Source organism: bacterium, assembly GCA_041649255.1.
GTDB lineage: Bacteria > Hydrothermota > UBA3073 > JACQXS01 > JAQTXJ01 > JAQTXJ01.
In genome coordinates this window covers 271,331-296,213 of record JBAZNK010000002.1, presented here as the reverse complement: position 1 = coordinate 296,213, position 24,883 = coordinate 271,331, and the positions used below count along the sequence as shown (strand labels likewise).

Genomic DNA, 24,883 nt, shown 5'->3' with positions numbered 1-24,883 from the left:
TAAGCGTACTTTTGTGAAAAACAGAGCCGGGAATTGCACCCGGCTCCGTGAAAACAATCGTTAAGCATCGCCGAAAGTTGCGTTCGGCTATATAAAAACAATAGTTATTCATTGCTTTTAGTTTATAGTAATGTATCCTGTTTCTTCTACTATCTTCTGTCCTTCTTCCGATAAAACAAAATCTATAAATTCTTTTACAACCCCTTTAGGTGTGCCATTAGTGTACATAAAAAGCTGCCGCGAGAGTTTGTATGTTCCATTTTTTACAGTTTCAACACCTGGAGTTACGCCTTCTATTATCAAAGGCTTAACTTTATCAGATAAAAAACCTAATCCTATATAACCTATTGCCCCGGGAGTTGCTGTTATGGTAGTTGCAACTGCGTTATTTGAAGCAAGCATAATAGCGTCTTCTTTAACCTTAACTCCACTCATTACTTTCCCGTTAAAAACTTCAAATGTTCCTGAAGCAACGTCTCTGGAGACTACTACTATTGCCTGGTCCGGACCTCCCAATTTTTTCCAGTTGGTTATGTTTCCTGCATAAATATCTTTTAGTGTGGGTATTGTTAATTCTTTTACTGAATTGCTGGGATGGACTATTATTACAATGCCGTCATTTGCTATAACATTTGTTGTTGGATTTACGCCTTTTTCTCTTGCAGATTTGAGCTCTTTTGTTTGTATAGGTCTTGACGAATTAGCAATGTCTACCTTGCCTTCAATAATTTGAGATATTCCTACGCCTGAACCTCCACCACGGACAGAAATATTTATTTCAGGATGGTTATCCATAAAAACTTCAGCCGCTTTTTGCGTAATCGGTAAAACAGTCGTAGAACCGCTGGTTGTTATAGAGGGTTTAGCCTGTGCGTTGAAACCGGAAAATATTAATATACTTCCTAATAATACATTTCTAAATAGCTCTATTTTTTTCATTTTATCCTCCTAATAAGTTACTAAATTTCCAACGAAGTTGAATCATAAAATCATTGACCGGGCATTTTGTAGTATCCTGGTAATTTTTTTGCTCCCAGTTAAATTGTAACATCATATCCTGTCTTATATTCCAATTAAGTCCCGCTATTCTTGTTGACCATATGTCATTCTGTTTTTGCGTATTCGGGTCCCATTTGTCATATCGGACAACTATGTCCATATCCACCGGTATTAATTTTCCCAATTTAATTACCGGCATTACCATAAGTCCATAACTTGTAGTCGTGTCCTCTTTTGTAGTATAATAGTGAAAATACTGTCTTGTTAAGTATTCAAACCATATATCTACGGGACCGTATGCTAATCGTCCAACACCTGCAGAACAAACCCTTTTATTCCAGTCTTTATTTGTTGGAGTTAAAGTATCCGACTGTTCGTATAGGACGGACCCGCCAATTGACACTCCGGGAAGCGGAATTAATCTGATATTTGCAACTCCGGCAGGATTTACATTTACATATTTGCCTGTTTTTGAATATCCTTCACCATTTATCATTTGAAGATGATACTCTCCAAAGCCATTTGGGATATATCCGGAAAAATTAATTCCATAATCTGCAGAGGAAATCATCTTTTCCTTGTCTTCTAATGCTTTTTCTATAGTGACGTAACTCCAATCATAAATTGTTCCAAAGTAGGTCTTATCTAAACCTACACTCAGTTTACTATCCGGTATGGGGATTAATTTGCCAAACTCAAGGTATGCATATTTTAGCTTAGTTCCGGCTCCATCACCATATTTATCTCCTTTATCTGTAGAAAAAAGGTCAATTGTAAATTTCCCTTTAATTTTATCCGTAAGTTTAGACTCAAGTCCAAAGTACCCTCTTTCCAGAGAAAATGCATTTCCTTTTACATCTTGATAATCCGCTGTTATTTTAGGTTTTACCCTTGTCTGTGTGAACCTGTTCCATAATTCCATAGATAGTGTGGTCTCTCCTGCTTCAAGCGTGCTTACGATAAATGTAAATAAAAGCACCCAACAAACTTTTTTTGAACTTTTTCTCATATCCTCCTCCTTTTCATTTCTCTTAAACTAAACTCAACACAGCTTATGCTCCTGACAGGGGTTGTTATCCCTGCCAGGGCTTTTATGCAAAGCCTTTAATACCTTCTTCTCAGTCTAAATCTCATAATATAGGCCAAGCAAATAAGGGTTATGAAAGCTTCAACATAAGCTATTGCCGATATAAATGCATCGATTCTCACTTTTTATCACCTCCTTTGTTTTTCATTTTTTTATTTGATAATGTATATACACTAACATTGTTAAGTGCGTATAAGGAAAATATTAATTTTTGGTTAAGAATAATTGCTAATATAAACATATCAATTTGCACTTTTTCTCTTCTCTTTCTTTTCTCTGTACCATCTCTGTTCTCTATCTCCATAATTTGTTATCTTTTACCCCTAAAACTTTTTTATTTTTCTGCCCTCTGCGTTCTCTGCGACGCTGCATTGATAATTTTCACTTTCATTTTTTATTTGATAATGTATATACACTAAGATTGTTAGGTGCGTATAAGGAAAATATTAATTTTTGGTTAAGAATAAAAATTAGAGGGAACTAATTGGGAAGAGTAATACTAAAATTGGTTCCTTGACCGGGTTCGCTTTCTACATTTATTGTTCCGTTATGCAGGAGAACGATATGTTTTACGATAGAAAGACCGAGTCCTGTTCCTCCCGATTTTCTTGAGCGGGATTTATCTACTACGTAAAATCTTTCAAATATCCGGGCTAAATATTCCTGTGGTATACCTATCCCGGTGTCTTCTATTTCTATTTTAATATTTGTTTCTTCTTGAGTACACGAAACTTTGATTTTTCCGTTTTCAGTATATTTGATTGCATTATCTATTAAGTTTATAAACATTTGTTCTATTTTAAATGCATCTGCTTTTATAGGTGGAATGTTACTGTCTACGTTAATTTCTAAATTTAGTTGTTTTCCTTTTAATTTTTGTTCAAATATTTTTGCAACATTTTCTATTAAATTTTGCAGGTTTACCTGTTCTAAATTCAGGTTATTTTTCTTCTCCTCAAGCTCTGATAAAACAAGTAAATCCTGAATAATATTTATAAGTCTGTCCGTATGATTTTTTATAATATCTAAAAAATGTTTACTTTTTTCATTTACCTCGCTTTCTAAAGTCTCAGTAAAGCCTTTTATTACAGTAAGAGGAGTTTTTAGTTCGTGAGATACATTTACCACAAAATCTCTTTTTATCTTTTCCAATTCTTTGTTTTTTGTTATATCATGAAAAATCAATACTATTTCTTCTTTTGAAGTCATATAGCTTATGCCGCATAAAAATGTTTTATCATTCAAATCTATTTCTTCAAAAGAGCTTTGTTTTTCGTTTTGCACCTTTTTTACCAATGCATTTAATTTTGGATTTCTTAATACCTCCCAGTAAAATTTATCTTTGAGAACACTATCCGGAACTATTTTTTGCATACTCTCATTAAAAAGAATAATTTTCCCCTTTTTATCCAATAAGACTAGTCCTTCCTGAATCGAAGAGATGATATTAGTAAGCTCTTCTTTTTGCGAGACGAGTTCGGTAAATAACGTTTTTATTTGTTCAGTCATATGATTGAAACTATTTGCCAGACCACTTAATTCATCATTGTTTTTTATAAAAACTTTTACGTTAAAGTCTCCCTGAGCTACTTTATTCGATGCGATACTTAATTCTTTTATAGGTTTTGATAAATTTTTAGAAAGCAAAAAAGCTCCTAACAAAGATAAAACCATTATAATTAATATAACCTGTGAAATTTGTAACATTAAGTTATTAAGTAAACGATTAATATCGTTTCTTACGGATAGGCTCAATCTTAATATATCAAAGATTCTTCCTTGTCTTTTTATCGGGAGAGCTACATATAACATTTCTTCTTTTACCGTTGTGCTTAAACGCCATGATTTCCCGATATGCCCTTCTAATGCTTGTCCCACTTCGGGTCTTGTTTTGTGGTTTTCCATTGATTTGGGATCTTTTTGAGAATCTGCCAGAACAATACCGTTTGAATCTATAATTGTTATTCTGGTATTTATTATAAATCCTATTCTTTTTACAAGACTGTCTAATTCTTGAAAATTATGTTCTTCAATAATTGGTTCTAACTTAAGCGTTAAAGTAGTTCCGAGATTTTGTAAGTTTTCTACTAATAACCCTATATAGTGTTTTCGTATTGTTATAAATGAAGAAACAAGAATCAAACTTGATAATCCCAATATTATAAAAAAGTACCCTGAGAATATTTTTAGAAATATAGATTTTTTCATTCTTCTATTTTATACCCTATTCCTCTTATATTTTTTACAAAATTTCCTGCTTTGCCCAATTTTTCCCTTAGATTTGTTATATGAACATCAATTGTCCTATCTAAAACAATTTTTTCTCCATCCCACAAATGGTCTAAAAGCTGGTCTCTTGTAAATACCCATCCTCTTTTCTGAGATAAAATTTTCAGAATTCTGAATTCGGTAACAGTCAAATCTATTTTTTTCTTTTCAACAAAAACTTCATATTTTTCCAAATCTATCGTTAAAATATTTCCTATGATAATTTTCCGTGACTCTTTTTGCTCAATCTTTCTTCTTAAAATCGCTTTTACTCTTGCAACAAGCTCTTTAGGGGAAAATGGCTTGGTAACATAATCATCTGCTCCTAACTCTAACCCTAAAACTTTATCTATCTCATCACTTTTTGCCGTAAGCATAATTATAGGGATAGAGGAAAACTTATCTTCCTTTTTTAATTTTTTACAAATCTCAAATCCATCCATATCCGGGAGCATTAAATCAAGGATTATAAGGTCAGGATTTTGATTTTTAAGAGCTCTTAAAAAACTGTCCGCTTCTAAAAATTCTTTTACTAAAAAACCCGCTTTCTTTAAATTTAATGATACTAATTCAAGAATATCAGGTTCATCGTCTACTATAAATATTAGTTTGCTCATAATATATTATTCAAAAGGCACGAATTAAATTCATATCTACAATTATTAATTTGATATTTTGGATTCGTCTTTTAGTACTTCTTCTGCGTGATGTTTGATTACTCTTGCTTGTGCAATATAGATTACATCTTCACTGATATTGGTTGCCAAATCTGCAATTCTTTCAAGGTTTCGCGCTACTAAAGCATATTGTGTTGCAGCGCCTATTTTTTTAGGTTCTTCAATCATCCTTGAAAGTAACAGTCTTATTGTGTCGTTTTTCATTTCATCAACGATATCATCTTGTTCGCATACTTTTTGAGCTTTTACAGGGTCATTAGTTACGAAACTATCTACACTTTCTTTCAGCATTTTTATGGCAGCGTCTGCCATTGACCATATAGTGCTAATAGAACTAATATTTGGCTGCCCTGCAAGTGAATTTATACAATCAGAAATGTTTACCGCGTGGTCTCCCATTCTTTCCATATCATTATTCATTTTTATTACTCCAATCAAAAATCTCAGGTCAGCGCCTACCGGTTGATGTCTGGCAATCAATTCAATACATTGTTCTTCTAGTGCAATTTCCATTTTATCAATTTGGCGGTCAATTTCGCGTATTGTTTTAGCCTTTTCAACGTCTACTGTTTTCAAAGCTCCTACAACTTTTATGATGGAATCTTCAACCATTGTAGCCATTTGTAAAATATTTTCTTTAACGCTCTTTAACCCTTCATCAAAATATTTATCCATTATTCCCCCTATATTCAAATCCCCAGCAAAGCTGGATAAGAATCCCTAATCCAGCTTTGCTGGAAAGGGCTTCTTAAAATATTAAATATAAAAAACTTTTTGACAGGATTAACTGGATTTTTTAATCCTGTAAATCCTGTCGTTTTCTTGTTAACCGAATCTGCCGCTGATATAATTTGCTGTTTTTTCATCAGCAGGGTTAGTAAAGATTTTACTCGTTTTGTCGAATTCTATTAGTTCCCCTAAAAGCATAAAACCAACTTCATCAGCAATTCGCGCTGCCTGTTGCATATTATGCGTTACGATTACAATTGTATATTTGTTTTTTAACTCCACCATTAATTCTTCAATTTTTGCCGTAGAAATCGGGTCTAATGCGGAACAGGGTTCATCCATTAAAAGAACTTCCGGTTCGACTGCCAATAATCTCGCGATGCATAATCTTTGTTGTTTCTCTAATGATAAGCTAAGAGCGGGTTGTTTTAACTGATCTTTTAATTCTTCAAGAAGATTAACCCCTTTCAGGGAGGTTTCAACTATCTCCGAAAGTGTTTTTCTATTGCTGATTCCCCATACTTTAGGGCCATAAGATACATTATCAAAAATTGATAACGGAAACACATTCGGGCGTTGGAATACCATACCGACTTTTTTTCTTAAAGCTGTTAAATCGCAGGTAGGGCAGTAAATATTTTTATCATTAATTAGAACATCTCCCGTAATTTTTGTCCCTTCTACCAGATCGTTCATACGGTTAAAAACTCTTAGGAGGGTTGATTTCCCGCATCCTGATGGCCCAATCATTGCGGTTATTAATTTCTCTTTTATTCTAAGGTTAACATTTTTTAAGGCGTGAAAATCCTTATAAAATAAGTTTAAGTTTGTTGTTTTTATCATTATCCGAACCTTCCGCTTATATAATCATTAGTTCTTTTATCTTTAGGATTGGTAAACATTTTCTCCGTTTTGTCAATTTCAATCATTTCGCCCAATAAAAAAAATGCAACCCGTGAGCTAACCCTTGCGGCTTGTTTTGTATTATTCGTAACAAGAATAAATGTATATTTATCTTTTAATGATACCATTGTGCTTTCAATTTTTGCCGTAGAAATCGGGTCTAACCCTGAACAGGGTTCATCCATCATAATTACTTCGGGTTTGAGTGCTAAAATACGTGCAATGCATAATCTTTGCTGCTGCCCCCCGGAAAGTTTTGAAGCGGATTCTTGAAGTCTGTCTTTAACTTCATCCCATAAATTAGCCGTATTTAATGCAAAGTAAACTAACTCATCAAGTTCACTTTTTTTGAATTTTTTATGTAGTTTAGGTCCATAAGTAACGTTTTTGTATATAGAACCGGGTAAAACAACCGGGGTGGCAAATATTAAACCGACTCGTTTTCGTAAACTGTTTATAGGCAAAGAAAATATACTTTCATTGTCCAATAAAATTTCTCCAGTGACTTTTGATTCATAGATTTCGGAAAGTCGGTTAATAACTTGCAGTAAAGAACTTTTACCTGAGTTGGATGGTCCAATTATCCCGAGGATTTCGTTTTTTTCTACGTCTAAATTTATATTTTTAAGCGCTTGAATGTTTTTATAAAATACGTTTAAGCTTTTTATAGAGATTTTAGCCATTAGTAATATTTGGAAATAAATTTATGCATTAATCTATACGCGATAAAATTAATAAGTAATATAATTATAATCAAAACCGTTGCCGTTCCATAAGCTTTTGGCATAGATATCCCTTCTCTTGCAAGGATATAGAAATGAACCGCTAGTGTTCTTGTGGAAGAGAATAATGAAGTCGGCATATTTAACGATGAGCCTGCCGTAAATATTACTGCAGCCGTTTCGCTAATTGCTCTTCCTATTCCCAAAATAATACCCGTTAATATTCCCGGTAATGCAGTAGGAAGGACTACTTTAATAACAGTGTCTAATTTACTGCCTCCGAGGGAGTAACTTATTTCACGATAGGAATTGGGAACTGCTTTTATTGCTTCTTCAGATGTCCTGATAATAGTTGGTAAAATCATTATTGCAAGTGTTAGCCCCCCTGATAGTATACTCCATCCCATTTTTAACATTATTACAAAGAATATAAATCCGAAAAGTCCGAAAATAATTGATGGCATACCTGCAAGACAATCCGCGCCGAAACTTATTATTCTACGGATTACTCCTCCTTTAGTATATTCGGATAGATAAATTGCGCTTCCAACTCCTATAGGCGTGGCAATGATAATTGAAAACAGGGTAACAAGCAGAGTTCCGACAATAGCAGGCAGTATCCCGCCCTCTTTACCCATTTCTTTAGTAGGTTGAGTTAAGAAACTCCAGCTTAATTCTCTGATGCCATTTTTGAAAATGAATAAAATAATAAAAACAAGAATGGAAATAGTAACAATAGTTAAAGCTAATAAAATGGAATAAGCAATGATTTGAGTTGTTTTAGGTTTAATTTTAAACATTATGTTCGTCTTGTAAGCTTAGTTGCAATAATATTCAGGATAATTATAATAATAAAAAGTATTGTTCCGCAAGCAAACAAAGCCATTCTATGGTCACCTACGGAATAGCTCAATTCAAGTGCAATTGTTGAAGTAATTGTGCGTACCGGGTCAAGTATTGAATGTGGAATTTTTAAAGCATTCCCGGCAATCATAATTACTGCCATAGTTTCACCGACTGCCCTTCCCATTCCTAAGATTATGGAAGTAATTATGCCTGAACGGGCAGCAGGGATCAATACCATAGTAACCGTCTGCCATTTTGTTGCGCCGAGCGCCAATGAGCCTGCACGGTAAGTTCCCGGAACTACAAGTAAAGAGTCATACGAGATACTTACGATTGTGGGTAAAATCATTATACCGAGAATAATGCTTGATGCAAGGACCGAAAATCCCGGTCCTCCTATATGTTCTCTTATAAATGGGACTAAAACAATAATGCCGATAAAGCCGTAAACGACGGATGGGATACCGGCAAGTAATTCTATTACAGGTTTTAAGTTTCTCTGGAGTGTTTTGGAAGAGAATTCCGTTAAAAAAATTGCGCAGGAAAGTCCTAAAGGGACACCAATTAAAAGTGCGCCAAAAGTTACCATTAGTGAACCGACAATCATTGAGGATATTCCGAACTTCCCGTGAGTTGGCGACCATTGAGTAGAGAAAAAGTTTTTCAATCCGGCTTTGAATATTAAAGGGACGCCCTGTTGAAATATAAAAAATGTAATCAATAAAAGAGCAAGGACGGCAGAAAAAGCAATAACTAATAGTGTCCACCTGGCTATTTTATCTTTCATTCTTTTATTTCTATGGAAATTAACCCATATTTTTTTAATATATCCTGTGCTTCCGAAGACAACGTGTAATCAATGAATTCTTTTGAATTACACGTTGGAGCATCTTTTGTTAATAGTAAAAATGGCCGCATAAATTTATATTTATGAGAAAGGAAATTTTCAGTATTTGCGGAAATTCCATTAATGTTAACTGCTTTTACTCTTTCATCAACGAGTCCGGCAGATATATAACCTATTCCTTGAGGAGTAGTTGCTATTATTTCTCGTACCGAACCATTTGAATCCTGAACAAGACAAGCGTCACTTATTGTTTTTTTCTCCATAATCAAGTCTTCAAAAGAGCCTCTTGTTCCTGAGCCTTCTTCTCTTGTTACCGGGATGATTTTAGAATCTTTGCCCCCGACTTCTTTCCAGTTAGTAATTGTGCCGTCAAAGATAGCTCTTATTTGTTCTTCGGTTAAATCATTGATTGGGTTTGTTTTATTGAGTATAATTACGATCCCATCGTAGCACATAAGGAATGTTTTTAATTCTTGTTCGTTTTGTTTTAAGTTTCTTGAAGATGTCCCGATATTACAGGTATTATTGAATGTAGCTTGTATTCCTGCAGTAGACCCGCCCCCTTGGACATCAATTTTCATATTTAGATGTTTTGCCATAAACTGGTCAGCAAGTTTTTCAATGAAAGGCTGGACAGAAGTGGACCCGGCAATCGTTATGCAGGATTTTTTTTTAGGTGAACAACCATCAACAAATAGAGTGAGTAAGAAAACAAGAGGCAATAATAAAAGCCGAATCATTAATCTAATATTGAAATGAAACCTAACAACTTACTCATTGTCTTGTTAAATGCCATAAAAATAGTAATTTGTCAATATATTTTTGTTTGAAGATATTCTCACCATTAATCTCCTTCAGGGAGATTAAAATGTATTTGAGTTAGTTGTGGGGATAGGTTTTATTCCTTGACATATACCATTTAAAGTATAGTCTCAGGACAATTATTTTGGTAAACGATAGGTATAATAAGAAAATGAACAGTGAAAAAAAAACGAATCGCTGGTTGGTAGTCATAGCTGGGATTTCAATCCAAATGTGTCTTGGTATAACATATACATGGAGTGTATTTCGTAAACCGTTACAGGCGGAACCTTTTAATTTTTCTTTAACACAGGCAAGTTTGCCATTTGCATTAGTTCTTATGTTTTGTGCTCTTTCTACAATTGTTGGGGGAAGGTGGCAGGATAAAAAAGGACCGAGAGTTGTTGCCACAACCGGAGGTATTTTCTTAGCTATTGGTCTTATTTTAGCAGGCTTATCTAAAACGATTGTTGGTATTGCTATTTCTTATGGGGTCATTTGTGGTATTGGTGTCGGTTTGGCTTATGTCTGTCCTATTTCTACCGGTGTAAAGTGGTTTCCCGATAAAAGAGGATTAATTACCGGATTGTCGGTATTTGGTTTAGGGGCATCGTCTCTTGTTTTTGCACCTATTGCGCAATTTCTTATTACATCTAAGGGGGTAAGTTTTACGTTTATTACACTCGGTATGATTTTTTTTGTAGTCGTTACTACCGGAGCTCAATTTTTGAAGAATCCACCTATTGGTTGGTGTCCTGCAGGGTTTAATCCATCGGCAAAAACAGGTGTAACAAAATATGATTTTTCTTTCCGTGAAATGTTAAAGACAAAAGAATTTTATCTTCTCTGGATAATGTATTTCATAGGTTGTGCGGCAGGACTAATGATTATAGGACAAGCTTCACCGATTGGGCAGGATGTGGCAAAACTTCCTGTAAGTCTTGCTACGGTTGGGGTAATGGTGCTTGGAATATTTAATGCCTGCGGGAGAATATTCTGGGGTAAAGTATCGGATTTAATTGGGAGAATTAAGACATTGTTTTTTATACTTATTATCTGTGGGATAACGATACTTTTATTAAATACAATTCCCGTATTTCCTGTTTATTTCTGGATTGGTATTTCTTTGGTTGGTTTATGTTTCGGAGGTTATTTTGCCGTTTTTCCTGCAATTACTGCCGATTATTATGGGACAAAAAATTCGGGCGTAAATTATGGCTTTATGTTTACTGCTTATGGATTCGGCGGATTGCTTAGTAATCTTTTTGCGCCAAAAGTTTTGCAGTCAACAAACAATAATTATTCGTTAATATTTGTTGTTGTAGGGGGACTCTGTCTGGCAATAGCAATGTTGACTTTTCTGGTGAAAGCACCTGCGCTAAAAAGATAGCAGCTCCAAGTGATTTACATTAAAAAGAATTCTCGAATCCTTTTTAAAAACAGCACTAATAAAACATTATTTTTCCGCATTTATAACTTCAGCAAGTCTTTTTACGCCTTCTTCTATTTTCTCAAGTGTAGGTAGGGAAAAATTTAATCGCATACAATTTTTTATCGAACTGTCATGGAAAAAATCTGCTCCCATTACGTATGCTATGTTATTTTCTAACCCTCTCGGGAACATTCTTTCCGTATCTATATATTCCGGCATCATCATCCACAGAAATAATCCGCCATCCGGTTTTGTCCACTCTATTGAAGGCATCCCCAGTGGAGGAATATATTTATCAAGACTATTAAGCATACACTTCTGTTTTTCACGATAAGCAGTAATGAGTTTTTCAATATGTGGTTCTAAAGCATTTTTCTTGAGGACATAAGAAAGAACTGCCTGATTGAATGCCGGTGTGCACAAGTCGGTAGATTGTTTTCCCGTAACCATCTGGTATATAACATCTTTTTCTCCAATAGCATAAGCAACTCTGAATCCCGGACAGAACAATTTACTGAACGTGCAAAGCATAACGACTCTACCTCTTGGAGCAAGAGCGAATAAAGATGGTTTGTGTTCACCGCGGTATCGCAATTCTTTATAAGGACTATCTTCAACTATTAAAAAATCATATTTTTCTGCAAGAGCAATCAATTTTTTCCGTCTTTCAAGAGACAAAGTTCTTCCGCCAGGATTTTGAAAGTCAGGTACTACATAAACAAATTTTATTCTTTTAATCTCATGTTTGCCGAGTTCTTTTAGTTTATCCTCTATTAATTCTACCTGCATTCCTGATTCATCACAAGGAATTCCTATAAAGCGTCCTCCATAAGACCTGAAAGCCTGTAGTCCACCCAAATATGTAGGTTCTTCAACGATAACAATATCTCCATAATTCAGGAATATTTTAGCTATAAGGTCTAATCCTTGTTGTGAGCCAACAGTTATAATCATTTCGTCTTCGTTAACTTTGGTTTTTTCCTTAAGTTCTATCCTTTTTGCAATTTCCTGTATTAGTGGCAAATATCCTTCGGATGTTCCATATTGTAATATAAATCTACTATGATTTGTTAGCACATGGTCACAAGCTTCTTTAATAAGGTCCACAGGAAATAAAGCTGGATCCGGCATTCCTCCTGCAAAGGATATAATATCGGGTTTTTCAATAAGTTTCAGCAATTCTCGTAATGTAGAACGTTTGGCAACTTTAATTCTCGCTGAAAGATTGTCCTTCAGAAATTTTCCCATTGTACCCTCCTTTTTACAAATACGAATAAAAGAAAACTAAATACCAGATTTCCAGTGACTCTATTCCGACAAAAAGTTATCTTTTTATTTTTAACAATAATTTTGCTACCTTAATGAGTAAAAAACACCTGTCAAGGTTTTTTATTTTCATAATCATATATAACTATTCAGCGACTATAAATTTTTTTAATTAGAGTATAATCTTGCCCTAAAAAGGAAAAAATTTATTGACTTATTGAATTTTAACAATAATAAATACTATTATGTTATATGGTGTAATAATAGCAGGTGGCAGAGGAGAAAGGTTCTGGCCCTGTTCAACACGAAAACACCCCAAACAGCTCATACCAATTGCCTCTTCCAAACCTATGATTGTCGAAACCGTTAACAGGATATTACCTCTTATACCCAGAAAAAAAATTATTGTAGTGGCTAATAAAGAATTGAATCCGATACTTAAAAAGCTGACTCCCGGGGTTAAAAAACTTTTGGAACCTTTTGGCAGGAATACGGCTTGCGCTATTGGGTATACTGCAATAAACTTAAAAGAAAATGACGTTATGGCCGTGTTGCCGGCAGACCATTGGATACCTGACGGCAGAGAGTTTCTCAATGCTATAGAAAAGGCGGTAGAAATTGCGAACCAGGGGTGGCTTGTTACGTTTGGTATTACTCCTAAAAGAGCAGAAACAGGATATGGGTATATAGAAGTCGGCGATGAGATTACGGGTTCCATTTATAAAGTTAAGAATTTTAAAGAGAAACCAAATCAAAAAGAAGCGCAGGAGTTTATTCACGCGGGTAGGTTTTTATGGAATTCGGGTATTTTTGTATGGAGAGTAGATAAAATTTTACAGGCTTTTCATAGTTGTATGCCTGAACTTTATGACGATTTGATGAAATTAAAGAGAAGACAAATTTCATTGGTACAGCTTTATAATAAGGCGCAAAATATTTCCATTGACTATGGTGTAATGGAGAAATGCCAGAATGTAGCCGTGGTAAAAAGTAATTTTACATGGGACGATGTCGGTTCCTGGACTTCGTTGGAAAGGCTTCATTCTCTTGATAAACATAATAATGTAAAGTTGGGACTTCACAGCGGTATAGATACAAAGGATTGTATTATTGTATCTACAAATGGGGCTATTGCTACTATCGGGGTATCCGACCTTGTTATAGTTCAGAGTGATAATGTTGTTTTCGTATGTGATAGAAATCGGATAGATGAGATAAAATCTCTTGTTCGCCAAATTGGCGAGGATAAAGATTTTGAAAAGTACCTGTAATTATTGTAGTGCAAGCATCTCCGCCTTTTGCGGAGTCCGCTGTGGCGTTGACTTGCTTGCTGCCTGTCTTACAGTAGGCAGGAAAGCTTGAGTTACAGATGAAAAAACATTAGTAAAATAATGAAAAAATGTCATCAAGCTGGAAGCTTGAAGTACAATGTAATGCAAGCATCTTGCTTGCTTATTAAAACGTTGAACGGAAAATTTTGACAGGATTGACAAGGATTTTAAGAGAACTTTAAGAGATAAAAGAGCGAAAAGAAAAATGAAGAAACCGCTAATACTAATTGCAATGTTGATGGTGTTGGGTGTGGAAACAGGATGGGCGAATGTGACGGTGATTAAAAATATATCCTTAAGACCACAAAAATGGGGTTCTCACCCGACTGCGGTAGCTGTAAACCAAACAACAAATAAGATTTATGTAGCAAATTACTATAGTGATAATGTTTCAGTAATTGATGCAACGAATGATTCGGTCATAGATACAATAGCTGTCGGTAGATATCCCCATAATATATGCGTAAATCAAACAACAAATAAGATTTATGTGGCAAATGACAATAATACTATTTCAGTAATAGATGGGGCAAAAGATTCAGTTTTTGCTACTATAGCTGCGGGGATGGAGGTTTATGATATATGTGTAAATTCAACAACAAATAAAATTTATATGACAGGTTATTTAACTGGGAGCATTAGTTATGTTTTGGTAATTGACGGAACAAATAACTCAATCATTGATACTGTAATTACTTCTGGCTCTGATTCTTATGGTATATGTGTAAATCCTAATACAAATAAAATCTATGTAGCAAATAAATGGAGCAATAATATTTCAGTAATTGATGGGACAAATGATTCAATAGTTGCTACAGTAAATCTTGGGACTAATGCTTGTCCTATGGATATCTGTGTAAACCCAACAAAAAATAAGATTTATGTAGCATGGAGATATAATGACATAAGCTATGTTGGAGTTATTGATGGGGCAACTAATTCAGTGGTTACTAAAACACCTATATCCACATTTTTCGTGAATTATGTTTCTGGTATCTGTGTAAATCCTAAAACAAATAAAATCTATGTGATATGGGATGACTATTTAGTATATGGAGAAGGCTGTGTTTCAGTAATGGATGGAACGAGTAATACATTTATTGCTCATGTAGCTGCTGGTTCTAAGTCTTCTGGTATATGTGTAAATTCTACAACAAATAAAATTTATGTGGCAAACGAGAGAACTGATAATGTTTCAGTCATTGATGGAGCAAATAATTTATTGATTAATGTCATAGCCATTATGAATCATCCTCAAGGTATATGTGTAAATCCAAATACAAATAAAATTTATGTGGCAGATTGGAATAGTAATAGAGTTTCAGTTATTGATGGGATAAATAATTCAATTATTGATATAAAAATTGTCATGTCTGCCGGACCTTGGGGTATATGTGTAAATCCGGCAACAAATAAAATCTATACGGCAAATTGTCATAATTGGGGCGACCAAAGCTTTGGTAATATTTCAGTAATTGATGGGACAAATAATCTATTGATTGATACCATAGCCTCATGCTATTATTTTCAGGAGAGTATATGTGTAAACTCAAACACAAATAAAATTTATAGCACAGATTATTCGGGCAGTAGAATCTGGGCAATTGATGGAGTAAATGATTCAATTATTACTGAAATCTTCTATAATATTGATTATCCCCAAGCTATCTGTGTAAATCCAACAACAAATAGAATATATGTAGCAAACTGGCAGAATAATAGTGTTTCAGTAGTTGATGGGACGAATAATACAGTGGTTGGAACAGTAGCCGTTGGATCTTGTCCTCGAAGCATCTGCGTAAATCCGAGCACAAATAAAATATATGTGGCAAATTGTTATTTTTCAGGGAGTGTTTCAGTAATTGATGGGACAAATGATATGATAATTGCTACCATAAATGTTGGGCGTTCCCCTCATGGTATATGTGTAAATTCTGTGACAAATAAAATTTATGTGGCAGATAGTGGCAGTGGTAGTGTTTCAATAATTGATGGGGCAAACGATTCGGTTATACAAACAGTGCAAGTTGGAGCGCAACCAGTATCTATTGCAGTTAATCCGCAGGATAGTTTAATATATGTTAGTTGTTGGGGCAGTTATTATTCTACAGGGGGAGTCTGGGTACTTAAGGATGATGGAAAAGGAATAGAGGAACAGTCAAATTTGGATTTTGGAATGCGGAATGCGGAATTAAAAATAAGTAAAAACCCGGTTATCCAGTCAACAGTTATCAATTATCAGTTACCAGTAAAAAACAAAGTGTCATTGAAGATTTACGATTTAAGCGGTAGAACTGTAAAAACGCTTGTGGATGGCGAAAAAGAGGCAGGAAGTTATACTGTTAACTTGGACACTAAAGACTTATCTTCAGGTGTTTATTTTTGTAGATTAGAAACCGATAAGTTCAAAGAGACGAAGAAAATAACAATAGTGAAATAAATGAAAAAATATTATCAAGTTGCCTGCCTACCGTTGAAAAAACATTATCAAGCTGGAAGCTTGACTTACAATAAATGAAAAATCCTGATACAATTTATATAGTAAATTTCGGAGGGCAGTATTGCCATTTACTTGCCAGAAGAGTAAGAGAGCAGAATGTTTATTCTGAAATAGTAAGTCCGGAAGCTATTCCTGAGGAGTTGCCTACAAATGTGAAAGGGATAATATTATCCGGCGGGCCATCGAGCGTATATTGTGAAAACGCTCCTCAAATTTCTTCTAAATTGTTATATAAAGGAATTCCAATTCTGGGTTTATGTTACGGACATCAGCTTATTGCGCACCATCTTGGCGGGAAAATAAAACGAAGTAATAAAATGGAGTATGGTGTTGCGGAAGTAACGATAAAAAAGCCTGTCGGTTTGTTGAAAGGGTTGAAAAAATCCATTAAAGTGTGGATGAGTCACGGAGATAGTGTAGTTTCTCTTCCAAAAGATTTTGAAATTCTTGCGCATACAAAAAATTGTCCTGTTGCTGCGTTTAAGCATAAAACCTATAAACTCTATGGTTTACAATGGCATCCTGAAGTTGTACATACCGAATATGGCGATAAGATGTTATCTAATTTTATCTTTGCCATAAGTAATTGTAAACCCAACTGGAAACTCGAAGATTTTATTACCCGTTCCGTTAACGAACTAAAAGCCGAAATTGGGAATCGTAAAGCTATTCTTGCCATTTCCGGAGGCATAGATTCATCAGTAGCAGGCGCGCTTGGCGCAAAAGCTTTAGGAAATAATCTGACAACAGTGTTTGTTGACCACGGGTTTATGAGGAAAGATGAGGCGGAAGAAGTTGCAAAAGTAATCAAAAAATTAAAAGTGAATTTTATAAAAGTTAATGCAGAAGACCGTTTTTTGTCTGCCGTAAAAGGAGTTGTTGACCCTGAAAAGAAGCGAAAAATTATCGGGGAACAATTTATAAGGGTATTTGAAGAAGAGGCAAAAAAAGTAAATGCGGATTACCTGTTGCAGGGAACTATTTATCCTGACAGGATTGAATCAGGAAGTTCCCAGAACTCTGCCGTTATAAAGACTCATCACAATGTCGGTGGAATACCTTTGAATGTAAAATTTAAGAAAATAGTAGAGCCTTTGAAAGAACTTTATAAAGATGAAGTACGCAGGGTTGGGAAAAAGTTAAATTTACCGCCTTTTATTATTAACAGACAGCCGTTTCCGGGACCCGGTTTAGCGGTCAGGATTATTGGAGACATTACTAAAGAGCGGTTGGAATTGCTCAGGGAAGCGGATGCAATTGTCAGATATGAACTTGATAGAAGTAAATTAAAATTATGGCAATATTTTGCGGTTTTGACGAATACTTATACTACCGGGGTTAAAGGGGATAGTCGTGCGTATGGATATACGATTGCCATTCGCGCCGTGGATTCCCGTGAAGCTATGACTGCGAAGTTTGTGGATATTCCTTATGAAATACTTGAAAGAATGTCGACAAGAATAACTAATGAGTTGACAGGAGTTAATCGTGTTGTATATGATATAACACATAAGCCACCTGCAACCATTGAGTGGGAATGAATTTAAATTTTAGATTGTGGATTTTGGATTGCGGAATAAACAGAAAACAAAAAAGGTTGAAAACTAATAAACAAAAGAGACTTTGGATTTGAGATATGTGTCTTGGAATACCTGTAGAAGTCGTAAAAATAAACGATGAGGAAACTGCGCTTATTGAATTGACGGGTGTGCAGAAAGAAATCAATATTCAGCTTGTTCCTCAGGTCAAAATCGGTGACTGGGTTATTCTACATGCCGGTTTTGCCATAGAGATAATAGATGAAAAAGAAGCAGAAAAAACGTTAGACAGTTTTAGAGAATTAATGGAAGCAAGTAAAGCAGCAACAAAAAACAGGGGGGAAAATGGTTTGTGAAAGTAAGAATGTAAAAAGTTTTCTGAAGAAAACATTATTAGCGATTGTTTTTGGTTTGATTGTTATGCCGGTATATGCAAGCGGACCTGATACTTTATGGACAAGAATTTATGGCGGGGATGAATGGGATTGGGGAAATTGCATACAGGAGTGTTCAGGAACGGGTGGATATATAGTTACCGGAGGAACGTGGTCATTTGGGGTGGGGAAATCGGATGTTTATCTTGTGAGGACAAATTCATCAGGCGATTCGGTTTGGGCAAAGAACTACGGATGGACAGATTATGAAGAAGGACGTTGTGTGCAAAAATGTGGCGGAGGATATATAATTGCAGGTGAAATAGGAAGTCTATCTACGGATGTGCTTTTATTGAAAGTCAATGAGGATGGCGATTCGTCATGGGCCGTAACTTTTGGCGGAAGTCAAAGTGAGTTTGGACGTTCAATTCAAGTTTGTAATGATGGAAGTTTTATAATTGCAGGGTATACGAATTCTTTTGGCGCAGGTAAAAATGACGTGTACGTTATAAAAGCAAACTCTTTTGGAGATACGATATGGACAAGGACTTTTGGAGGAGCAGAAGACGATTATGGTTATTCCATAGCGAAATGCGCAGATGGTAATTTTGTAATTGCAGGTTCCAGCAGAGTTACTACTTATGATGATGTTTATCTTATAAAAATAAGTTCAAGCGGAGATACGGTATGGACAAGGACTTTTGGAAAGAGCAACAATGATTGTGCGTATGATGTTAAGCAATGTGGTGATGGTGGGTTTATTCTTACGGGATATACGAAAACAGGAAGCGAAAAGGTATATTTGATAAAAACAAATTCGACCGGGGATACTCTATGGACAAGGATTTATGGTAAAACCGGGGATGACAGGGGATATTCTGTCCGGGAATGTAGTGATAATGGATTTGTCATTAGTGGATATACTTCGACTTTAGGTGGCACATGGGAAGACGTTTATGTTATAAAGACGAATTCCACCGGGGATACTTTGTGGACAAGAACTTTTGGAAAGAACGGAGACGATAGAGGAAATTCTATTGTACAATGTTCGGATAACGGGTATGTAGTTGCAGGGGTAGGAGAGTATTTTACTTCCGGGCAAACAGATATGTATATCATAAGAATGGGTTCAGTGGGAATAAAAGAAATTGACAAAAGCATATCTAATAATTATGTATTATATCAAAACTATCCTAATCCGTTTTCGGATGGGACTGTTATTGAGTATAAAGTGCCGAACAAGAGTAATGTAGCGATAAAGGTTTATAGTTTAGCAGGGAAATTGATAAAAACTATTTTAAATGGAGAAGTAGCGGCAGGTTCGCATACTGTATCTTTGGATAAAAGGGATATGAAATCAGGTATTTATTTTTATAGTCTTGAGGTTGGAAATTATAAAGAAACAAGGAAATTGACTGTATTAAAATAATAGGGGGGTATATGCGCAGAATTCTTTTATTAGTATTGGTTGTGTTAGTAGCCGGTGGTTGTGCGCCAAAAAGAAAAGAGCCACAGTGTATTATTAAGGGTAGAGTTAGAATTGGTAAGGACCCGGCAGCTAATGCTAAGGTAATGGTTGACATTTGCAAGGGGTTGGATTGGCTTTCAGATACAAAATGGGAGACAACAACAGATAAATGGGGTTCATATAAAATTATAATCCCCCTTGATTGGTTTTCTTGCAGTTACAGGATAAGAGTTTCAGCTGTAGATACCATTATTCTTAAATATACTGATTATTATGGGCATTATGATAAACTGGTATATCGGTATATAACGAATTATAAACATGGCGTGATAAAATGGGCTGTGGACAAGAAAGATTTCAAGATTACGGAGAAGGATAGGCTTATTAGCGAAGATGAACGAATGAAGAGAGAAGGTTTGAAAGAAAAACGAATGAATGATTAATAAATTAAAAAGAAAAAGGCTTCATCCAAAAGGTGAAGCCTTTTTTTATTCTGGGGGGATTAAGTTTTTTAAATACGCCCCAGATTTTTCCTTGACATTGTTTTAATTTTATGTAAAACCTACAAATTATGATGTTATTGATTTTATCAATCGCGATTCCTTTGTTTGGTTCGGCTTTATGTTTAGTTCTTAAACCTCGCGCAAGAGAAGCGTGTGCTATCGTATTGGTTGCTGTTTCTTTTATTCTAACTGTTTTGCTTATTCCTGCTGTTATGAATGGGCAAACATACTGGATATCGCTATTAAATGCGGATTTTTTCAGTGTAAGTTTTGAATTGGATAAAATTGGACTTGTATTTGCGCTTATGTTTTCACTTCTTGGGTTAGTTGCGCTTATTTACTCGGTAAATTATATAAAAGAAAATGCCAACGAATATTATTTCATAACTACATTATTAATTGGTTCGCTTATGGGAGTGGCGTATTCCAATAACCTTATTTTGCTTTATGTTTTTTGGGAGATTGCGGCATTCTGCACCTGGCGTCTTATTGGTTTTACGAGAAAAGCTGCGAACATTAAAATTGCCGATAAATCATTTATGATGACTTTATTGGGGTCATCACTGATGTTATTAGGGTTTATATTTATTTACCTTCAAAAAGGGACGCTTGACCTTGATTTATTGAGAGGACAGACTCTTGATTCCCCGGAATTGATATTTAATCTTATTTTTCTTGGGTTAATTGCGAAATCCGTGTGCCTGCCGATATATACATGGCTTCAGGATGCTCATCCTGTTGCACCGTCGCCTTCATCTGCGTTACTTTCCGGGATAATTACAAAAATCGGAGTTCTTGCGTTTGCAAAGATATGGGTTAGTACGTTTAATTACACTGCCCAGTGGGTTATTCCTCTTGCCATAATTTCATCTATTATTGCGGGTGGAGCAGCGCTTGTATCTAGCGATATGAAGAAGATAATAGCGTATTCTACCATATCCCAGATTGCTTATATTTTATTCGGGTTTGCGCTGTTAAATGAGTTTTCAACAAATGCGGCGTTGCTTTATGCTTTTGCCCATGCTCTTGGAAAAGGTGGTTTATTTCTTGGCGCCGGAGTTGTAGAAAAGTATTTTCATACAAGGGATATTCGTAAATTAGGTGGTTTTATTAAAGTGAGTCCGATTACAGGAATAGGGTTTTTGTTCTGCGCAGCTTCCATTGCAGGAATACCTCCGTTTGGCGGATTCTGGGCGAAATTGATGATAATTATGGGACTTCTAACTGCCGGACACATATGGATTGCAGTGTTGGCGATTTTCTCTGCAATGTTAACTTTGTTCTATATATGGCGTTTATTTGATGCAGTATTTGTTGGAGATTTGAAACAAAAATTTGATATTACTCTGAGTAAGACTATGGTTACCTGTGTTCTTATATTAGGAATATTATCCTTATTGATAGGTCTTTTTGTATCAAGGTTTCTTTTGTTGGTGAAGTAAATCCTCGAAATAGGGCGTAAAAGTTAAATCCAAATTTCAAACCACTGCAGTGCGTTGCTTTGCGTTCCGGAATGTAGATTTTGCAACAAACTCTGGACTATAGTATTAAGGACTATCAGCAGAGTTTGTAAAAAATCACTTGCAATGTTTAAAAACTTTAAGTATATTAAAAAATTATGAGTTTAAAAGAAGATAAAATTCTATCTGCGCTTAATCCACAACAACTTGAGGCAGTAACTTTTGGAGAAGGTCCCTTATTGATTATTGCAGGCGCAGGAACAGGAAAAACTCGTGTAATTACTCACCGTATATCATACCTTATTTCTTCAAAGAAAGCAAAACCGAGTGAAATTCTTGCGCTTACTTTTACTGATAAAGCGGCGGAAGAAATGGAAAGACGGGTTGATTCATTGGTCCCTTATGGATGGGTTGGAACTAAAATCAGCACTTTTCATTCTTTCGGGCAAAGGTTAATCAGGGAATTTGCGTTTGAATTAGGGATAAACCCGGATTTTAAAGTGTTATCAACTACGGAATTGCTCTTTCTCTTAAAGGAAAAACTGTTTGAGTTCCCGTTGAATTATTTTCGTCCGCCATCCAATCCTACAAAATATTTATACGCTTTTTTGAATTTAATTTCAAGGGTAAAAGATGAGGATGTAAACGTGGAAGAGTATTTAAAATATGCGAAAACTAATTTAGACATTAATAGGGAGACTGAATTGAAAGAAGGATTTACAAGACAAGTTGAGATTGCCAACTGGTATCAGAGTTATGAAGAATTACTAAGGAATACGGGATATGTAGATATTCAAGATTTAATAGCTTTACCGATAAAGCTTTTCCGTACCAGACCGAGTATATTAAAGCGTGTTCAATCGCAGTTTAAGTATATATTAGTAGATGAATTCCAGGATACTAATTATGCGCAATTCCAGTTTCTTAAGTTTTTAGCAGGCGAAAATCCTAATTTGACCGTAGTTGGTGATGATGACCAGTCTATTTATAAATTTCGAGGCGCCTGTCTTTCGAATATTTTAGGGTTCAAAACGACTTATCCCGATACCCATACCGTTATTCTAAACAGGAATTACCGCAGTCTTCAATCCATTCTTGACGTTGCGCATAGACTTATTACGTTTAATAATCCGTATAGGTTGGAAACAGAGTTAAAAATCGACAAATCCATTATTGCTGATTCAAAAAGCAAGCGTAATGGAGTGAAATACTGTCAGTATCCTACTGTTTCGGAAGAAGCGGACGCGATAGTTGACTATATTATAGAAAACGTTGCAAAAGGATATAAATACAGTGATTTTGCGATACTTGTTCGGACTAACGGCGGAGCGGCGCATTTTTTGGATGCTTTGAATTTGAAAGGAATCCCGTGGCTTTCGGATGGGGGAGAGAGTCTTTACGATAGGGAAGAGGTAAAAGTTTTACTTAATTTTCTACGCGTAATCAGTAATTCTTCCGACAGCCAGGCTTTATATGATGTTATAAGTTCCCCTGCATATAAACTTAATTCGCCTGACCTTTATAAATGTATGAGTTTTGCTCATTTGCGTCACTTAAGTTTATATGATGCTTTGAATAAAGAGTTAGAAATCTCTGAAAAGGGAGCAGTTATTATTAAAAAGTTTTTGAATGATTTTGAGTTTTTTAGCAAATTAGCTTCGGTTAATTCGGTTAGTAAAGTTCTTTACGAGTTTCTTGTCCGGACGGGGTGGCTTAACAGTCTTGTTGCAAAGCCTTCAATAGAGACGGAAATTCGTATGAAAAACATTTCGGAGTTTTTCAAATTAGTTGAATATATAATGGATGTGATTTCAAACAACAAATTACCTTTTGTCATAAATTATATAGACAGTTTAATTTCATTGGGAAGCAGCCCTCCGTGTGCGCAGGCGGATTTTGATGCCGAAGCAGTGCGTATTCTAACCGTCCACAAAGCAAAAGGACTTGAGTTTAAGGTTGTTTTTTTACCTGCGCTTGTAACGGATAATTTCCCTCATTATAAAATGCCTACACTGGTAGAGATACCTTTGGAGTTGATAAAAGAGCAGATGTTGCAGTTGTCGGAAGAGGAGATTCATTTACAGGAAGAACGGCGGTTATTTTATGTAGGGTTGACGAGAGCAAAAGAAACACTGATTTTAAGTTCCGGGGTAGATTACGGTGGAAAGCGGGAAAAGAAACTTTCCCAGTTCGTTATGGAGACCTTGGATATACCAAAAGCAGAGCTTATGACTGAGAAAGCCGAGACTCTTAAAAAAATATCGAGATATAAAGATGTTAAAGCAATACAGTTGAATTTGCTCAAAGATATTCAGCTGGTTGAACTGTCAAGTACCGGCATAGATGATTGGTTAAGTTGTCCGCGTAAATACTGGTATTTGCACTGGCTCAGAATTCCGACCCCGAAACATCATGCAATGATTTACGGAGGCTCGGTTCACAAGGCAATAGAATCTTACTTGAAATACAAAAAATCAGGAAGAACGTTATCATTAGAAGCTACTATTCGTGTTTTTGAGTCTTCGTGGGAGAGCGAGGGGTTTATTTCAAGGGAACACGAGGATGAACGTTATCAAAAAGGAAAAGAAGTTATAAGACAATTCTGGGAACAGGAAGAGCAATCCGGCGGGAGTCCTTTATATGTGGAAGAAGAATTTTCATTTATTTGTGACTACGTCAAAGTAAGAGGACGCTGGGACAGGGTAGATGAAGGCGGGATAATAATAGATTATAAAACGGGGGATGTTAATACTATTATTAAAGCAAACCAGCGGGTGCGCGGGAGCGTGCAACTGCCGGTTTATGCGCTAGCGTATTTTGAAAGATTTAAAAATGTACCGAGCCGGGTAGAGTTTCATTTTGTTGAAGGTGGGGTAATTGGAGAGTTAAAAGATATTCCAAAGAAGATAGAAAAAACGCGGGATACGATTAAAATAGTGGCAGATGGAATAAGGTCAGGTGATTTTGATACGCGTCCAAGTTATCCCGGGGTATGCGAGTATTGTTCGTGCAAAACACTATGTCCTTATAAGAAATAGAAAACAGAAGAAATTCATAAAAAAGTAAATTTTATATAATAAAGAATGTTAGCTATGCTTCAGGAAATTTTTTATTTCGTTGTGTGTCCCGGCA

At 35.4% G+C, this 24,883-nt stretch carries 20 protein-coding genes; 9 read left to right on the top strand and 11 right to left on the bottom strand.

Features of this window, described 5'->3' with window-relative positions; genetic code table 11:
- Positions 1-117 precede the first annotated feature (117 nt).
- From WC614_02820 to WC614_02775, 10 genes are all read right to left on the bottom strand, one after another.
- Positions 118-939, bottom strand: coding sequence for a PstS family phosphate ABC transporter substrate-binding protein (locus WC614_02820; GenBank protein ID MFA5031930.1), 822 nt, complete (start codon positions 937-939; stop codon positions 118-120).
- Between the two features lies 1 nt (position 940).
- The gene (locus WC614_02815; protein MFA5031929.1) at positions 941-2,008 is read right to left on the bottom strand and encodes a hypothetical protein; all 1,068 of its coding nucleotides are present in this window, start codon (positions 2,006-2,008) and stop codon (positions 941-943) included.
- A 558-nt stretch (positions 2,009-2,566) separates the two neighbouring features.
- A complete protein-coding gene (locus tag WC614_02810) occupies positions 2,567-4,294 on the bottom strand; it encodes an ATP-binding protein (protein ID MFA5031928.1) in 1,728 nt (575 codons plus the stop codon).
- Complete coding sequence (locus tag WC614_02805; protein ID MFA5031927.1) at positions 4,291-4,971, bottom strand: response regulator transcription factor; 681 nt, start codon at positions 4,969-4,971, stop codon at positions 4,291-4,293. Before WC614_02805 ends, WC614_02810 begins: the two co-directional genes overlap by 4 nt.
- 45 nt (positions 4,972-5,016) lie before the next feature.
- Positions 5,017-5,706, bottom strand: coding sequence for a phosphate signaling complex protein PhoU (gene phoU, locus WC614_02800; GenBank protein ID MFA5031926.1), 690 nt, complete (start codon positions 5,704-5,706; stop codon positions 5,017-5,019).
- Between the two features lie 150 nt (positions 5,707-5,856).
- On the bottom strand, positions 5,857-6,603 hold the full coding sequence (gene pstB / locus WC614_02795; protein MFA5031925.1) for a phosphate ABC transporter ATP-binding protein PstB: 747 nt from the start codon (positions 6,601-6,603) through the stop codon (positions 5,857-5,859).
- Positions 6,603-7,346 (bottom strand): phosphate ABC transporter ATP-binding protein, encoded by a 744-nt coding sequence (locus tag WC614_02790; protein ID MFA5031924.1) that lies wholly within the window; start codon positions 7,344-7,346, stop codon positions 6,603-6,605. The genes pstB and WC614_02790 overlap by 1 nt, the downstream gene beginning before the upstream one ends.
- On the bottom strand, positions 7,346-8,185 hold the full coding sequence (gene pstA, locus WC614_02785; GenBank protein ID MFA5031923.1) for a phosphate ABC transporter permease PstA: 840 nt from the start codon (positions 8,183-8,185) through the stop codon (positions 7,346-7,348). Before pstA ends, WC614_02790 begins: the two co-directional genes overlap by 1 nt.
- A complete protein-coding gene (pstC, locus tag WC614_02780) occupies positions 8,185-9,018 on the bottom strand; it encodes a phosphate ABC transporter permease subunit PstC (protein ID MFA5031922.1) in 834 nt (277 codons plus the stop codon). Before pstC ends, pstA begins: the two co-directional genes overlap by 1 nt.
- Entirely contained in the window at positions 9,015-9,818 is an 804-nt protein-coding gene (locus WC614_02775; GenBank protein ID MFA5031921.1) for a phosphate ABC transporter substrate-binding protein, read from the bottom strand. Before WC614_02775 ends, pstC begins: the two co-directional genes overlap by 4 nt.
- Positions 9,819-10,051: 233 nt before the next feature.
- Between WC614_02775 and WC614_02770 the strand changes: the two genes are divergently transcribed.
- The gene (locus WC614_02770; protein MFA5031920.1) at positions 10,052-11,269 is read left to right on the top strand and encodes an OFA family MFS transporter; all 1,218 of its coding nucleotides are present in this window, start codon (positions 10,052-10,054) and stop codon (positions 11,267-11,269) included.
- A 66-nt stretch (positions 11,270-11,335) separates the two neighbouring features.
- Here WC614_02770 and WC614_02765 read toward each other — a convergent pair whose 3' ends face one another.
- Positions 11,336-12,559: a PLP-dependent aminotransferase family protein gene (locus WC614_02765; protein ID MFA5031919.1), complete on the bottom strand. Its 1,224-nt coding sequence runs from the start codon at positions 12,557-12,559 to the stop codon at positions 11,336-11,338.
- Positions 12,560-12,822: 263 nt separating this feature from the next.
- Here WC614_02765 and WC614_02760 point away from each other — a divergent pair, with 263 nt between their 5' ends.
- From WC614_02760 to WC614_02725, 8 genes are all read left to right on the top strand, one after another.
- The gene (locus WC614_02760) at positions 12,823-13,848 is read left to right on the top strand and encodes a sugar phosphate nucleotidyltransferase (protein ID MFA5031918.1); all 1,026 of its coding nucleotides are present in this window, start codon (positions 12,823-12,825) and stop codon (positions 13,846-13,848) included.
- Between the two features lie 265 nt (positions 13,849-14,113).
- Positions 14,114-16,348: a T9SS type A sorting domain-containing protein gene (locus WC614_02755; GenBank protein ID MFA5031917.1), complete on the top strand. Its 2,235-nt coding sequence runs from the start codon at positions 14,114-14,116 to the stop codon at positions 16,346-16,348.
- Positions 16,349-16,422: 74 nt separating this feature from the next.
- Positions 16,423-17,949 (top strand): glutamine-hydrolyzing GMP synthase, encoded by a 1,527-nt coding sequence (gene guaA / locus WC614_02750; GenBank protein ID MFA5031916.1) that lies wholly within the window; start codon positions 16,423-16,425, stop codon positions 17,947-17,949.
- Positions 17,950-18,044: 95 nt separating this feature from the next.
- Positions 18,045-18,302, top strand: coding sequence for a HypC/HybG/HupF family hydrogenase formation chaperone (locus WC614_02745; protein MFA5031915.1), 258 nt, complete (start codon positions 18,045-18,047; stop codon positions 18,300-18,302).
- Positions 18,292-19,749 carry a T9SS type A sorting domain-containing protein gene (locus WC614_02740; protein ID MFA5031914.1) on the top strand — a complete coding sequence of 486 codons (1,458 nt, stop codon included), beginning with the start codon at positions 18,292-18,294 and terminating at the stop codon, positions 19,747-19,749. Before WC614_02745 ends, WC614_02740 begins: the two co-directional genes overlap by 11 nt.
- An 11-nt stretch (positions 19,750-19,760) precedes the next feature.
- On the top strand, positions 19,761-20,231 hold the full coding sequence (locus WC614_02735) for a hypothetical protein (GenBank protein MFA5031913.1): 471 nt from the start codon (positions 19,761-19,763) through the stop codon (positions 20,229-20,231).
- 128 nt (positions 20,232-20,359) lie between these two features.
- Complete coding sequence (locus WC614_02730) at positions 20,360-21,733, top strand: proton-conducting transporter membrane subunit (GenBank protein MFA5031912.1); 1,374 nt, start codon at positions 20,360-20,362, stop codon at positions 21,731-21,733.
- Positions 21,734-21,909: 176 nt separating this feature from the next.
- Positions 21,910-24,789 carry an ATP-dependent DNA helicase gene (locus tag WC614_02725; protein ID MFA5031911.1) on the top strand — a complete coding sequence of 960 codons (2,880 nt, stop codon included), beginning with the start codon at positions 21,910-21,912 and terminating at the stop codon, positions 24,787-24,789.
- Positions 24,790-24,883 lie beyond the last annotated feature (94 nt).